General features: G+C 72.6%; 15 protein-coding genes and 1 riboswitch. Of the genes, 10 read left to right on the forward strand and 5 right to left on the reverse strand.

Annotated features, from left to right (window positions below; all coding sequences use genetic code 11):
- Window positions 1–68: 68 nt before the first annotated feature.
- Window positions 69–959 carry a septum formation family protein gene (locus ACLQ27_RS23720; RefSeq protein WP_234589718.1) on the reverse strand — a complete coding sequence of 297 codons (891 nt, stop codon included), beginning with the start codon at window positions 957–959 and terminating at the stop codon, window positions 69–71.
- Window positions 960–1,043: 84 nt separating this feature from the next.
- Window positions 1,044–1,934, reverse strand: coding sequence for a septum formation family protein (locus tag ACLQ27_RS23725; RefSeq protein WP_357497731.1), 891 nt, complete (start codon window positions 1,932–1,934; stop codon window positions 1,044–1,046).
- 253 nt (window positions 1,935–2,187) lie between these two features.
- On the opposite strand from ACLQ27_RS23725, the gene rpe reads away from it, so the two are divergent.
- The 7 genes from rpe to ribH all read left to right on the forward strand — a co-directional run bounded on the left by rpe (window position 2,188) and on the right by ribH (window position 8,392).
- Window positions 2,188–2,868: a ribulose-phosphate 3-epimerase gene (rpe, locus tag ACLQ27_RS23730; protein WP_357497733.1), complete on the forward strand. Its 681-nt coding sequence runs from the start codon at window positions 2,188–2,190 to the stop codon at window positions 2,866–2,868.
- 1 nt (window position 2,869) lies between these two features.
- Window positions 2,870–3,826 carry a GGDEF domain-containing response regulator gene (locus ACLQ27_RS23735; RefSeq protein ID WP_357497735.1) on the forward strand — a complete coding sequence of 319 codons (957 nt, stop codon included), beginning with the start codon at window positions 2,870–2,872 and terminating at the stop codon, window positions 3,824–3,826.
- A gap of 78 nt (window positions 3,827–3,904) precedes the next feature.
- Window positions 3,905–4,075, forward strand: a riboswitch (FMN riboswitch).
- A gap of 161 nt (window positions 4,076–4,236) precedes the next feature.
- Window positions 4,237–5,298 (forward strand): bifunctional diaminohydroxyphosphoribosylaminopyrimidine deaminase/5-amino-6-(5-phosphoribosylamino)uracil reductase RibD, encoded by a 1,062-nt coding sequence (ribD, locus tag ACLQ27_RS23740; RefSeq protein ID WP_234589740.1) that lies wholly within the window; start codon window positions 4,237–4,239, stop codon window positions 5,296–5,298.
- A gap of 1 nt (window position 5,299) precedes the next feature.
- Entirely contained in the window at window positions 5,300–5,938 is a 639-nt protein-coding gene (locus ACLQ27_RS23745; RefSeq protein ID WP_425868665.1) for a riboflavin synthase, read from the forward strand.
- A complete protein-coding gene (pnuC, locus tag ACLQ27_RS23750; RefSeq protein ID WP_234589744.1) occupies window positions 5,938–6,627 on the forward strand; it encodes a nicotinamide riboside transporter PnuC in 690 nt (229 codons plus the stop codon). Before ACLQ27_RS23745 ends, pnuC begins: the two co-directional genes overlap by 1 nt.
- A complete protein-coding gene (locus tag ACLQ27_RS23755) occupies window positions 6,624–7,889 on the forward strand; it encodes a bifunctional 3,4-dihydroxy-2-butanone-4-phosphate synthase/GTP cyclohydrolase II (RefSeq protein ID WP_234589746.1) in 1,266 nt (421 codons plus the stop codon). Before pnuC ends, ACLQ27_RS23755 begins: the two co-directional genes overlap by 4 nt.
- Before the next feature lie 2 nt (window positions 7,890–7,891).
- Window positions 7,892–8,392 (forward strand): 6,7-dimethyl-8-ribityllumazine synthase, encoded by a 501-nt coding sequence (ribH, locus tag ACLQ27_RS23760; RefSeq protein ID WP_234589790.1) that lies wholly within the window; start codon window positions 7,892–7,894, stop codon window positions 8,390–8,392.
- 27 nt (window positions 8,393–8,419) lie between these two features.
- Here the strand turns inward: ribH and ACLQ27_RS23765 are convergent, their stop codons facing one another.
- Genes ACLQ27_RS23765 through ACLQ27_RS23775 form a run of 3 tightly spaced genes read right to left on the reverse strand, consistent with a single transcriptional unit; the run spans window position 8,420 to window position 10,868 of the window.
- Window positions 8,420–9,163 (reverse strand): amino acid ABC transporter ATP-binding protein, encoded by a 744-nt coding sequence (locus tag ACLQ27_RS23765; protein ID WP_357497742.1) that lies wholly within the window; start codon window positions 9,161–9,163, stop codon window positions 8,420–8,422.
- 2 nt (window positions 9,164–9,165) lie between these two features.
- The gene (locus ACLQ27_RS23770; protein WP_234589748.1) at window positions 9,166–10,011 is read right to left on the reverse strand and encodes an amino acid ABC transporter permease; all 846 of its coding nucleotides are present in this window, start codon (window positions 10,009–10,011) and stop codon (window positions 9,166–9,168) included.
- Complete coding sequence (locus ACLQ27_RS23775) at window positions 10,008–10,868, reverse strand: ABC transporter substrate-binding protein (protein ID WP_357497744.1); 861 nt, start codon at window positions 10,866–10,868, stop codon at window positions 10,008–10,010. Before ACLQ27_RS23775 ends, ACLQ27_RS23770 begins: the two co-directional genes overlap by 4 nt.
- A gap of 133 nt (window positions 10,869–11,001) precedes the next feature.
- Here ACLQ27_RS23775 and ACLQ27_RS23780 point away from each other — a divergent pair, with 133 nt between their 5' ends.
- The 3 genes from ACLQ27_RS23780 to ACLQ27_RS23790 all read left to right on the forward strand — a co-directional run bounded on the left by ACLQ27_RS23780 (window position 11,002) and on the right by ACLQ27_RS23790 (window position 12,800).
- Window positions 11,002–11,265: a phosphoribosyl-ATP diphosphatase gene (locus ACLQ27_RS23780; RefSeq protein ID WP_234589761.1), complete on the forward strand. Its 264-nt coding sequence runs from the start codon at window positions 11,002–11,004 to the stop codon at window positions 11,263–11,265.
- A 45-nt stretch (window positions 11,266–11,310) separates the two neighbouring features.
- Entirely contained in the window at window positions 11,311–12,156 is an 846-nt protein-coding gene (hisG, locus tag ACLQ27_RS23785) for an ATP phosphoribosyltransferase (protein ID WP_234589783.1), read from the forward strand.
- Window positions 12,157–12,326: 170 nt separating this feature from the next.
- Complete coding sequence (locus ACLQ27_RS23790; RefSeq protein WP_355136426.1) at window positions 12,327–12,800, forward strand: PH domain-containing protein; 474 nt, start codon at window positions 12,327–12,329, stop codon at window positions 12,798–12,800.
- Window positions 12,801–12,919: the final 119 nt, after the last annotated feature.

Raw genomic sequence — 12,919 nt, forward strand, 5'->3', positions numbered from 1 at the left:
CCCGCGTACGGGCTGAACGCGACACCGCACCCGGCCGAGTCGGCCGGGTGCGGTCGTGTCGGTCGGGGTCAGGTGACCGGGAGGCCCTTGTCTCCGGCGTTCTTCATCGAGCGGGTCAGGTTCCGGTCGCTGATCCAGAGGAAGCACTGCACGCCGCGGTTGCCGTTGCGCCACTCCTGCTCGTACGGCTGGTAGTAGATCGTTCCGGCGCGGAAGTCGAGCTGCGAGTTGTCGGGCACCTTGGCGTACTTGGCCGTCACCGACTGGCACGCGCGGTGGGTGCGCTTGGTGGTGCGGTTGAACTCCGCGTAGCTGATGTCCGGGGCCTGCCAGATCCCGACGAACTCGGCGTGGTGCTTGGCGGTGCAGGACACCGCCACCATCTCCTCGATCTTGTCCTTGTCCAGCTTGGGGTTGAAGCAGCGGTACGCCAGCGGCGACGCGCCGGTCAGGGCGCCCCGCAGGCTGCCGGTGCGCAGGTCGACGGCGGTGTCGTCGATGCTGGCGATCTCGGTGACGTCACAGCGGTACCAGCGGGCCCCGCCGGCCCAGGCGGCCGGCGAGGGCAGTACGACGGCCAGCCCGAGGCGCCCGGAGCGCCAGTTGGCGCCGAGGGCCTTGTTGACCTCCGTCTCGCAGCCGGCCTGCGCGGCCCGCATGCCCACCGAGCCGGGCGGCGGAGGTGTGCCGCGGTCGGTGCCGGGGCCGGTGAGCGTGCCGACGTGCAGGGTCTCCACCCGGTGCGACTCGGCGCACTCCATCGGGTTGTAGCCGCTCAGGAAGCCGACCTGCTGGGAGGAGTGGTGGCAGACGCCGGCGGTGGGGACGAACTGCTGCGCCGCCACGGGCGCCGGCCAGTCGTCGATGAGGTCACTGTCGACTCCGGCGGGTGCGCCACAGCCGGTGAGCGCCAGGGCCACCGCAGCGCCCCCGGCAATCGCCGTCAACCACCGTCGCATCGTCGACCTCCCGCCGCTGGTGAGCTCCGGACGGCCCCCAGCCGGCCGGTAGCGCCACGGCGCAGCAGCATACGGCACCGTGACTCAGATCGCCGGCAGTCCCTCGGGGCCGACGCCGCGCATCGAACGGGTGAGTTTGCGGTCGTCGCTCCACAGGAAACAGCGCACCCCCCGGTCACCCTCCTCCCATTCGCGCTGCGACGGTGGGTAGTAGATGGACCCGGCCCGGTACGGCAGGTCGCTGTTGTTCGGCACGGCCGCGTACGTGGCGATCAACGCCATGCAGCGCCGGTGCGCCTGCTCGCCCGAGCGGGTGAACTCGGCCCAGCTCATGTCCCGTTCGGAGTAGACGCCGACGAACTCGGCGCGGTGCGGCTCGGTGCAGAGCACCGGGGCCATGTAGTTGAGGTTGTCGCCGATCAGCTTCGGGTCGAAGCAGCCGTGGGTCAGCGGGGTGTCGCCGATCAACGCGCCGCGCAGGCTGCCGACGCGGTTCACCGGCCGGGTGTTGTCGATGCTGTCGGTCTCGCTGAGGTCGCAGCGGAACCAGCGCGCCCCGCCGGTCCAGGCCGGGCCGCTGGGCAGCGAGAGCGTCAGGGTGAGCCGGGCCGTGTGCCAGTCGCCGCCGAGCACCTCCCGGGCCCGCTGGTCGCACTCGGAGCGGGCGGCGCGCAGCGCTGTCGAGCCCGAACCCGGTCGGGTGCCGGCCTGCGCGGCCGTGCCGGTGAACGTGCCGACGTGGATCGCCTCGGCGAGGTGGCTGCGGGCGCAGTCGACGGTCTCGTACGTGCTGGCCTGCACGACCGAGGTGATCCGGGGCAGGCAGGTGTCGGTGGCGGGGGTGAACGGCCGCGGAACCCGCAGTGCCGGCCAGTCGTCGGTGAGGTCACCGTCCGCGCCTCGCGCCGGCCCGCAGCCGGCCAGCAGCATCGTCGTGATGCCGATCAGCGCCAGCGCTGGAAGCCACCGTCGCATCGTCCGCCCTCCCGCGAGCTGGCGACCGGTCACCGCGCCCCGCGGCGCGACCCCGGCGGGCGTGCAGCCTACGGCACCGTCCCGCTTGGAGTGTCGTCCCGTTTGGGTCGATCGGCCAGCCACTGATGTCTGTTCGTCCGAATCGATGGCCCGGACCGGCTCATTCTGCACTACTGGTCACTGCTGGGTCACAGCGTGTCGGAGTTGGTGCCGTGCTGCGGGCGGCGGGTGGCCGCGTTCGTACACTGGCCCCGTGACCGTACCGCCGCCGATCGTCGCGCCGAGCATCCTGGCCGCCGATTTCGCCCGCCTCGCCGAAGAGGTCCGTGCCGTCGAGGACGCCGCGGACTGGTTGCACGTGGACGTGATGGACAACCATTTCGTGCCCAATCTGACCATCGGGCTGCCCGTGGTGCAGAGCCTGCGAGCCGCAACCACGATGCCGTTCGACGTGCACCTGATGATCTCCGACCCGCGCCGGTGGGCCCCGGGCTACGCCGACGCCGGGGCGTACAACGTCACGTTCCACGTCGAGGCGGCCGACGACCCGGTGGCCCTGGCCAAGGACCTGCGCTCGGCCGGCGCGAAGGCCGGGCTGGCCATCGACCGGGACACCCCGATCGAGCCGTACCTGGAGCTGCTGCCCAGCTTCGACACCCTGCTGATCATGACGATCAAGGCGGGCTTCGGCGGGCAGCGGTTCATCCCGCAGCTGTTGGACAAGGTCCGTGCCGCCCGTCGACACGTCGACGCCGGCCATCTGGAGCTGCGCATCGAGGTGGACGGCGGGATCGCCGCGGACACCATCGAGCAGGCGGCCGCCGCCGGGGCCGACGCGTTCGTGGCCGGCACCGCCGTCTACGGCGCCGCCGACCCGGCCGAGGCGGTCCGGCACCTGCGGGCTCTCGCGGAGCGCGCGGCGCCCGGGGCCTGAGGTGGAACCCGAGGTCGACCGCAAGGACATCATCCTCGTCGTCGACGACGACGAGGACATCGCCCGGTTCGTCGAGTTCAACCTGCGGCTGCACGGCTTCGAGGTGATCCACGCCAGTGACGGCCAGGAGGCCCTGGAGGTCATCGAGCGGCAACGGCCGGACCTGGCCGTGGTCGACCTCATGATGCCCCGCATCGACGGTCTGGAGCTGACCCGACGACTGCGCGCCGACCCGATGACCTCCGCCCTGCCGGTGATCATGTTGACGGCGAAGGGGATGACCGTGGACAAGGTCCACGGCCTCAGCGCCGGCGCCGACGACTACCTGGTCAAGCCGTTCGACACCGCCGAGCTGGTGGCCCGGGTGTCCTCGACGCTGCGCCGCAACAAGGAGTTCCGGGAGGTCTCCCCGCTGACCGGGCTGCCCGGCAACAGCCGGATCCGTCGGGAGATCAGCGACCGGGTCCGGCACGGGGTGGACTACGCGGTCGGCTACATCGACATCGACCGGTTCAAGAGCGTCAACGACCGGTACGGCTTCGTCCGCGGCGACGACTTCATCTCGGCGCTGGCCCGCAGCCTGCACCGGGCGGTGGTGGCGGTGGGTCTGCCGCCGGCCTTCCTCGGCCACGTCGGCGGCGACGACTTCGTGATCGTCTGCGCGCCGGACCAGGTCCGCCCGCTGACCTCCCGGGCGGTGGTCGACTTCGAGAAGTCCGCCGACACGCTCTACGACCCGACCGACCGGGAGCGGGGCTTCGTCGAGCTGAAGGACCGGCGGGGCACCATCCGCCGGGCGGCCCTGGTCACGCTGTCCATCGGGGTCTCCCTCTCCGACGCCGGCAAGCGGTTCACCGACCCCCTGGAGGCCATCGCGGTGGCCTCGGAGATGAAGACGGTCGCCAAGAGCCAACCCGGGTCGTACGTGGCGGTGGACCGGCGGCGCGGCGTCACCTGACGCGTGATCCCGCTGTGAAGTAGCTCGCCTGGATAAGGACACACCGCGTTCGGCGTGTAAGACTGCGAAGTACCCACCACGCGCTGGCGGGACTCGGTGAAATTCCGAACCGGCGGTGATCCACGGTCCAACCGTGGTCAGCCCGCGACCCGGACGGCTCTGCCGCCCGGTGGACCTGGTGAAAATCCGGGGCCGACGGTTGGGGGCGGTTCGTCCGCGCCCAGACAGTCCGGATGGGAGACAGCGCGCGGGACGGACGGGTCCGAGCCGGCCGCTGGCTTCAGCGTGCCGTGCCGCCCATCCGGGTCGGCTGTGCCGTACCCGGACTCCGCCGCCGCCTGCCCGCGGCCCATGCCGCCTCCCTGACCGCCCGCGCGCGGACCGGCGAGTGAGAGGGCAGGGAAAGGGCGATGGCCAGCGTCTCCGTCGATGAGGCGATGCGGCGTGCGATCGAGCTGGCGGCTCGCGGGCTGGGCACCACCAGCCCCAACCCGGTGGTCGGGTGCGTGCTGCTCGACGCCGACGGCGAGGTCGTGGGGGAGGGTTTCCACGCCTACGCCGGTGGGCCGCACGCCGAGATCGTCGCGCTGGCCCAGGCCGGCCCGCGCGCCGAGGGCGGCACCGCGGTCGTCACTCTGGAACCCTGCGACCACACCGGCCGCACCGGCCCCTGCAGCACCGCGCTCGTCCAGGCCGGGGTGTCCCGTGTCGTCATCGCCGTACCCGATCCGAACCCGGTGGCCTCCGGTGGCGCCGCCACGTTGCGCGCCGCCGGGGTCCAGGTGGATCTGGGGGTACGTGGCGACGAGGCCGAGGCCGGCAACGTCGCGTGGTTGACCTCGATGCGCCGGGGCTGGCCGTACGTCATCTGGAAGTACGCCGCCACGGTCGACGGCCGGTCCGCCGCCGCGGACGGCACCAGCATGTGGATCACCTCCGAGGCGGCCCGGATGGACGTGCACGCGTTGCGCGGCACCGTCGACGCGGTCGTCGCCGGGGTGGGCACCGTGCTCGCCGACGACCCCCGGTTGACCGCCCGCAACCTGCGTGACGGCAGCCTGGCCATCCGGCAGCCGCTGCGGGTGGTGGTGGACAGCTCGGGGCGTACCCCGGCCGACGCCCGGGTCCGCGACGGCGCCGCGCGGACGTGGGTCGCGACCGCGGCCGAGGTGGGTGCGGGCCCGGACGGCCGGGTCGACCTGTCGGCGCTGCTCGCGGCGCTGCATCAGCGCGGGGTTCGCGCGGTGCTGCTGGAGGGCGGCCCCCGGCTGGCCGGCGCGTTCCTGGCCGCCGGCCTGGTCGACAAGATCGTCGGGTACGTCGCGCCCCGGCTGCTCGGCGCCGGCCCCACCGCCCTGGTCGACGCAGGAGTGACGACCATCGCTGAGGCCATCGATCTGGAGTTCGTCGACGTTACGCAGGTCGGTCCGGATCTCCGGATCACCGCTTTGCCCCGCAAAAGGGAGGGCTGACATGTTCACCGGCATTGTCGAGGAGTTGGGGGAGATCGTCCGGGTCACCGCCACGGCTGACGATTCGGCGCTTGTCGCCGTGCGCGGCCCGTTGGTCACCTCGGACGCCCGCCACGGTGACTCCATCGCCGTCAACGGCGTCTGCCTGACGGTGGTGGACGCGGCCGACGGCATCTTCACCGCCGACGTGATGGGCGAGACCCTGCGCCGCTCGGCGCTGGGCGCGCTGCGGCCCGGCGACCCGGTCAACCTGGAGCGGGCAGCGGCACTGGGCAGCCGCCTCGGCGGGCACCTCGTGCAGGGCCACGTCGACGGTGTCGGCGAACTGATCTCGCGGGAACCGGCCGAGCAGTGGGAGACGGTGCGGTTCCGCCTGCCCGCCGCCCTGGCCCGGTACGTGGTGGAGAAGGGCTCGATCACCATCGACGGTGTGTCGCTGACCGTGGCCGAGGTCGGCGCGGACGAGTTCGCCGTCGGGCTGATCCCGACCACCCTGAAGCTGACCACGCTCGGCGCGAAGGGCGTCGGCGACCCGGTCAACCTGGAGGTCGACGTGGTGGCCAAGTACGTCGAGCGGCTGCTCGGCGCCCGGCTCACCGACGCCTCCGGGGCGACCCCGAGCACACCCGGGGTGGCCTGATGGGCCCCCTCGGCTGGCTGCTCGACGCCCAGGTGCAGGTGGCCGGCTCGCCGGTGCTGGCCCGGGAGATCGTCGGCAACGTGTTCGGGCTGGTCTCCGCGCTGCTCGGGCTGCGCCGGCTGGTCTGGGCGTGGCCGGTCGGCATGATCGGCAACGCGCTGCTGTTCACCGTCTTCCTCGGCGGGGTGTTCGCCACCCCGCAGGCCCACGACCTGTACGGGCAGGCCGGCCGGCAGGTGTTCTTCTTCGCAGTCAGCGTCTACGGCTGGTGGCGGTGGCGCCGCAACAGCCGCCTGGACGCCGACCACGCCGCGGTGCTGCCGCGCTGGGCCACCGGGCGGGAGCGGCTCGTGCTGCTGCTGGCCGCCGTCGTCGGCACCGCAGTCGCGTACCCGGTGCTCAAGGCGCTGGGCTCGTGGGGCCCGCTGCCGGACGCCTGGATCCTCACCGGCAGCCTGCTGGCCACCTACGGCATGGCCCGCGGCTGGGTCGAGTTCTGGCTGGTCTGGATCGCGGTGGACGCGGTCGGTGTGCCGCTGCTGCTGCGCGGCGGGTTCTACCCGTCGGCGGCCATGTACCTGGTCTACGGCGCCTTCTGCGCCTGGGGCTTCGCCGCCTGGTGGCGCACCTCGCGTGCCACCCGGCCGGCCGCCGCACTCCCGCCCACCTACACGGAGGCCGTCGCATGAGCAGCTTCGCCGATATCGACGAGGCGATCGCCGAGATCGCCGCCGGGCGGCCGGTGGTCGTGGTCGACGACGCCGACCGGGAGAACGAGGGCGACCTCATCTTCGCGGCCGAGCGGGCCACGCCGGAGCTGATGGCGTTCATGGTGCGCCACACCTCCGGGTACGTGTGCGTGGCGGTGACCGAGAGCGAGGCCGACCGGCTCGACCTGCCGCCGATGCACCACACCAACCAGGATCGGCGCGGCACCGCGTACACGGTGACGGTGGACGCCCGCGAGGGGATCAGCACCGGCATCTCGGCGGCCGACCGCGCGCACACCAGCCGGCTGCTCGCCGGCGCGGCGACCGACCCGACCGACCTGGCCCGGCCCGGGCACGTGGTGCCGCTGCGCGCCCGCGAGGGCGGGGTGCTGCGCCGACCCGGGCACACCGAGGCGGCGATCGACCTGACCCGGCTCGCAGGTCTGCGCCCGGCGGGCGTGCTCTGTGAGCTGGTCAACGACGACGGCACCATGATGCGATTGCCGGACCTGGAGAAGTTCGCCGCCGAGCACGGCCTCACGCTGATCACCATCGCCGACCTGATCGCCTACCGGCGGCGTACCGAGAAGCAGGTCGAGCTGGTCGCCGACGCCCGGATGCCGACGCGGCACGGGGTGTTCCGGGCGCTCGGCTACCGCGCCGAGCACGACCCGGCCGAGCACGTCGCGATGGTGCTCGGTGACCTCGGCGACGGTCAGGACGTGCTGGTCCGGGTCCACTCCGAGTGCCTGACCGGGGACGTGTTCGGCTCGCTGCGCTGCGACTGCGGGCCGCAGCTGGACGCCGCGCTCGCCCGGGTCGCCCGCGAGGGCCGGGGCGTGGTGCTCTACGTGCGCGGGCACGAGGGACGCGGCATCGGCCTGCTGCACAAGCTGCAGGCGTACCAGTTGCAGGACCAGGGACGCGACACCGTGGACGCCAACCTCGACCTGGGTCTGCCGGCCGACGCCCGCGACTACGGCACCGGCGCGCAGATCCTGTACGACCTGGGCGTGCGCTCGATGCGGCTGCTGACCAACAACCCGGCCAAGCGGGCCGGGCTGGAGGGCTACGGGCTCACCGTCACCGGCCGCGAGAGCCTGCCGGCCGGCGCGCACCCGGAGAACCTGCGCTACCTGCGCACCAAGCGGGACCGGATGGGTCACCTGCTGGACGAGTTGGACGAGGTGTCCGAGGCGCCGCTGGGGCGTCCGGTCGCCGACGACGAGATCGGAGCATGACGATGGCGGGTTTCGGCGAGCCGGGAGTCGAGGCGGTCGACGCCGCGGGGCTGACCGTCGGGGTGGTGGCCGCACGCTGGCACGGCGACCTGACCGACCACATGCTGGAGCGTGCGGTCGCCGCCGCCGAGGCGTGCGGGGCGCGGTCGGTGGTGGCGCGCGTCGCCGGCTCCGTCGAGCTGCCGGTCGTCGCCCAGGCCCTCGCCCGCCGCTGCGACGTGGTGGTCGCGCTCGGCGTGGTCGTGCGGGGCGCCACCGCCCACTTCGACTACGTGTGCCGGTCGGTCACCGACGGGTTGACCCGGGTGGCCCTGGACGAGGGCAAGCCGGTGGCGCACGGCGTGCTCACCGTGGAGACCATCGAGCAGGCCCGGGACCGGGCCGGGCTGCCCGGATCGGCGGAGGACAAGGGCTGGGCGGCGACAGTGGCGGCGCTCGACGCGGCCCTGGCCGTCCGGACCGTGGCCGCCGGCAACGCCCAGCGGGTCGGCTTCGGCGGCTGACGCCGCCGGCTCCGGTGCCGGCGAACCTCACAGGCGGCCGGCCTCGATGATGCGGCGCAGGAACTGACGGGTCCGGGCCTGCGTCGGCTCGCCGAGCACCTGCTCCGGTGGGCCGCTCTCGACGACGCGCCCCGCGTCGAGGAAGCACACCTCGTCTGCGACCTCCCGGGCGAAACCCATCTCGTGGGTGGCCAGCACCATGGTCATCCCGTCGGCCTTCAGGTCCCGGATCATCGTCAGCACCTCGCCGACGAGTTCCGGGTCCAGGGCCGAGGTGACCTCGTCGAGCAGCATCAGGCGGGGCGCGTTCGCCAGCGCCCGGACGATCGCCACCCGCTGCTGCTGCCCGCCGGAGAGCGCGTCCGGGTAGGCGTGCGCCTTCGCGCCCAGCCCCACCCGGTCGAGCAGGTCGCGGGCCTGGGCCTCGGCCTCGGCGCGGGCCCGCCCGTGCACCCGCCGGGGGGCGAGGGTGATGTTGTCCAGCACGCTCAGGTGCGGAAACAGGTTGTACGCCTGGAACACCATGCCGATCCGCCGGCGGACCCGGTCGGCGTCCACCCGAGGGTCGGAGATGTCCTCCCCGTCCAGCTCGATGGTGCCGTCGTCCACCTCCTCCAGGAGGTTCACGCACCGCAGCAGGGTGGACTTGCCCGACCCGGACGCCCCGATCAGGGCCACCACCCGGTGCTCGTCGACTGTCAGGTCGAGCCGGTCCAGCACCACGTGCCCGGCGAACTCCTTGCGCAGACCCCGGCAGCGCAGCAGCGCCATGGTCAGCCTCCCGACTGGCGACGGGCCGAGCGCAGCGTCACCCAGTCGGTGACGGCGATCAGCGGGATCGCGAGCAGCACGAACAGCACCCCGGCCACGACGTACGGCGTGTAGTTGAACGACTGGGCGGTGGCGATCTGCGCGGCGCGGACCGCGTCGATCGGGCCGGCGAGCGAGACCAGCCCGACGTCCTTCTGCAGGGCCACCACGTCGTTGAGCAGCGGCGGGGCCACCCGGCGCACGGCCTGCGGCAGGACGACGTGCCGCATCGTCTGCCGGTAGGTCAGGCCCAGCGAGCGGGCCGCGGCGAGCTGGCTGGGGTGCACCGACTCGATGCCGGCCCGGAACACCTCGGCCAGGTAGCCGCCGTAGGTGAGCACCAGCGCGAGCCCGCCGAGCACCAGCACCGACGGCATGCCCCGCAACCGCAGCCCGGGCACGCCGAGGGTGAGCAGGTAGAGCACGATGATCAGCGGCAGACCACGGAAGGTGTACGTGTAGCCGGCTGCCAGCGCCCGCACCGGGAAGAAGACCGGGCCGCGCAGGGTCCGCAGCACGGCGATCACCAGCCCGAGCAGCAGCGCGCCGGCCGCGCAGCAGACCAGCAGCCGGACGTTGAGCCAGAGCCCGTCCAGCACTGCCGGCAGCGCGTCGGCGCCGATCTCCGGGTCCAGGAACGACTGCCGGACCCGGTCCCAGCCCGGAGCGCCGGTCACGGCGACGACGAGCAACGTGCCGAGCGCCGCCGTGGAGAAGGCGGCGATCAGCACGCTGCGCAGGCTCTGCCGACGCCGGTACGCCGACCGGCGCAGCTGCGCCGCCGACGGGGTGTGCTCCCGCGGCGTCACTTCAGCTCGGCCGCCCCCGCCACCTGCGCGAGCCACTTCTGCTCCAGCTCGGTGAGCGTGCCGGCCTCGCTGAGCTGACCGACGGCGCCGCTGACGCAGCGGGTCAGCGGCGAGTTCTTGTCCAGCAGCAGCCCGAACGCCTCCGGTACGCCCACCTGCGGCACCTGACCGACGATCGTCGCGTCGGTGACCTCCGCGCCGGTGATGTAGAAGGCGGTCGGCAGGTCCACCACGAGCCCGTCGATCTGACCGTTCTGCAGAGCCTTTTTGGCGTCGTCGTTGCTGTTGTAGACCTGCGGCTTCGCGGTCGGCTTGATGACGTCGGTGATCGCCTGGTAGCTGGTCGTGCCGACCTGGGCGCCGAGCCGGGCGCCGCGCAGGTCGGCGAGCGTCGTCTTGCCGGCGATCTTGGAGGATTTCAGCGCGATGACGGTCTGCCGCACCAGGTAGTACGGGGCGGAGAAGTCCACCGCCTGCTTGCGCTCCTCGGTGACGGAGAACTGGTTGATGTCGAAGTCGAAGTTCTTGGGGCCGGGCGCGATCGCGGTGTCGAACTTGACCCGGGTCCAGGTGACGTCGCCCCGGGCGTAGCCCAGCTTGTCGGCCACCGCGTACGCGACGGCGGCCTCGAAGCCCTCGCCGCTGTCCGGCTTGTCCTGGCGGAACCACGGCTCGTAGGCCGGCTGGTCGGTGGCGATGGTGAGCTTGCCCGGCGTACGGGTGGGCAGGCTGTCCTTCGTGCAGGACGCCGAGGCGGTGACGGTGGGTGTCGGTTCCTCGTCCTGTGGCGCGCATCCGGCGGTGGCGACGACGGCGCCGGCGAGGGTGAGCGCGACAAGGTGTGAGCGGCTGGCCATGGCGGACAGCGTAGAGGTCCATGGGCGTCGATCGAAGATTTTCCCACCATGATGGTAGGGAATTGTCCGCCTGCTGGGTCGCGGTGGACCCGGACTCGGAGCGCCGGCCCGGCGGCTGGAAGAATCGCCTCCCGTGAAGACGTTCGAGGAGTTGTTCGCCGAGCTGCAGGCCAAGGCCGCCGCCGGCACCCCGGGCTCGGGCACCGTCGCCGCGCTGAACAAGGGCGTGCACTTCATCGGCAAGAAGGTTGTCGAGGAGGCGGCCGAGTCGTGGATGGCCGCCGAGCACGAGGGGCCGCAGCGCACCGCCGAGGAGATCTCCCAGCTGCTCTACCAGGTCCAGGTGCTGATGCTCGCCAGTGGTCTCGAACTGAAGGACGTCTACCGACATCTGTGAGTGCGCCCCGTCGTTGATCAGACCCGATCGAAGGAGCACTCCGTCATGTTGCGTGTCGCCATCCCCAACAAGGGCACCCTGGCCGAGCCGGCCGCCCAGATGCTGCGTGAGGCGGGCTACCGCCAGCGCACCGACCCCAAGGACCTCGTCTGCCGCGACGAGGCCAACGACGTCGAATTCTTCTACCTGCGTCCCAAGGACATCGCCACCTACGTCGGCTCCGGTGACCTCGACCTCGGCATCACCGGCCGGGACCTGCTGATCGACTCGGCCGCGCCCGCCGAGGAGGTCGTCGACCTCGCCTTCGGCCGGGCCACCTTCCGCTTCGCCGCCCGCCCCGACGACATCGCCTCGGTGCGGGAGCTGGGCGGGCACCGGATCGCCACCGCGTACCCGGGGCTGGTCGAGCGGCACCTCGACGAGGTGGGCGTCAAGGCCGAGGTGATCCGCCTCGACGGCGCCGTGGAGAACGCCGTACGCCTCGGTGTCGCCGACGTGATCGCGGACGTGGTGGAGACCGGCGCGACCCTGCGTCAGGCGGGCCTCGTGGTGTTCGGCGAGCCGCTGCTGCGCTCGTCGGCGGTGCTGGTCCGTCGCGCCGGCGCACCGGCGCACGCGCAGGCCGAGCAGTTGCTGCGCCGCCTGCACGGCGTGCTGGTGGCCCGCCGCTACGTGATGCTCGCCTACGACGTCCCGGCCGGTCTGCTGGACCGGGCCAGCGGGTTGACCCCGGGCATCGAGTCGCCCACCGTGTCGCCGCTGCACCGGGAGGGCTGGGTGGCCGTGCAGGCCATGGTGCTCCGCGACGACGTGCACCGGATCATGGACGAGCTGTACGACCTGGGCGCCCGCGCCATCCTGGTGACCAACATCCACGCCTGTCGCCTCTGAGCGCCCCGGGACCGCTGGAACGGGGGTGTCCGCCCGCCCGGGACACCCCCGTTTCGCCGATCTCGAGTGGATCACCCGCGCCGCGCCGGCACTGGCGCGTCGCGGGATGCTGAGTGGTGGCTCGGCGGGTGGTGCGTCTGCGGGGCGAGCACGGGTGGCAGACTGGTGGGGTGAGTGACACCGAGCTGGTCCGTCTCAAGCCCCGCCGCATCCGGGTGGTGTGCTGGTCGGCGGCGGTCGCGCTGGTGGTGGTGTTCGCCGTCGTTGCCACCTCGCTGAGCGGGCCGACCGGCGACGGCTACGGCAGCTTCCAGCGCGGCGATCAGATCGCCATGATCGGCCTGGGCATCTTCGGGGCGCTGGGTTTCCTGCTGTTCACCCGCCCCCGGGTGGAGGCGGACGCGCGGGGCATCCGGGTGCGTAACGTGATCAGCTCGTACGAGCTGCCCTGGGAGGTTGTCCGGGGGGTCCGTTTCGACAGGGGTGCGCCGTGGGCGAGCCTGGAGCTGCACGACGACGACCTCCTGCCGATGGTCGCCCTGCAGGCGGCCGACAAGGAGCTGGCAGTCGACGGGGTCCGTGCCCTGCGCCGGCTGCACGAAGCCCACCTCAACCGCCTCGCCCAGCGCGCCGCCGGCAGCTGACCCCGCCGCTCGGCGCCCGCCACCGTCGGCCCTGCTCCAGACGCGCCACTGTCGGCGCTGCTCACGGGCCGGGTGCCCGGTTTGGGGGCGAGCGAGGCGGCGGTGTATTGTTGTCGAGT

The sequence above is a fragment of the Micromonospora sp. DT63 genome (genome assembly GCF_049841615.1).
Lineage (GTDB): Bacteria > Actinomycetota > Actinomycetes > Mycobacteriales > Micromonosporaceae > Micromonospora.

Bases quoted from the DNA above. Each gene is read 5' to 3' on its own strand.
- ACLQ27_RS23725 (WP_357497731.1), bottom strand. From the start codon at position 1,934: ATGCGACGGTGGCTTCCAGCGCTGGCGCTGATCGGCATCACGACGATG.
- ribH (WP_234589790.1), top strand. From the start codon at position 7,892: ATGGCGGGTTTCGGCGAGCCGGGAGTCGAGGCGGTCGACGCCGCGGGG.
- ACLQ27_RS23765 (WP_357497742.1), bottom strand. From the start codon at position 9,163: ATGGCGCTGCTGCGCTGCCGGGGTCTGCGCAAGGAGTTCGCCGGGCAC.
- ACLQ27_RS23745 (WP_425868665.1), top strand. From the start codon at position 5,300: ATGTTCACCGGCATTGTCGAGGAGTTGGGGGAGATCGTCCGGGTCACC.
- hisG (WP_234589783.1), top strand. From the start codon at position 11,311: ATGTTGCGTGTCGCCATCCCCAACAAGGGCACCCTGGCCGAGCCGGCC.
- ACLQ27_RS23720 (WP_234589718.1), bottom strand. From the start codon at position 959: ATGCGACGGTGGTTGACGGCGATTGCCGGGGGCGCTGCGGTGGCCCTG.
- ribD (WP_234589740.1), top strand. From the start codon at position 4,237: ATGGCCAGCGTCTCCGTCGATGAGGCGATGCGGCGTGCGATCGAGCTG.
- ACLQ27_RS23775 (WP_357497744.1), bottom strand. From the start codon at position 10,868: ATGGCCAGCCGCTCACACCTTGTCGCGCTCACCCTCGCCGGCGCCGTC.
- ACLQ27_RS23755 (WP_234589746.1), top strand. From the start codon at position 6,624: ATGAGCAGCTTCGCCGATATCGACGAGGCGATCGCCGAGATCGCCGCC.
- pnuC (WP_234589744.1), top strand. From the start codon at position 5,938: ATGGGCCCCCTCGGCTGGCTGCTCGACGCCCAGGTGCAGGTGGCCGGC.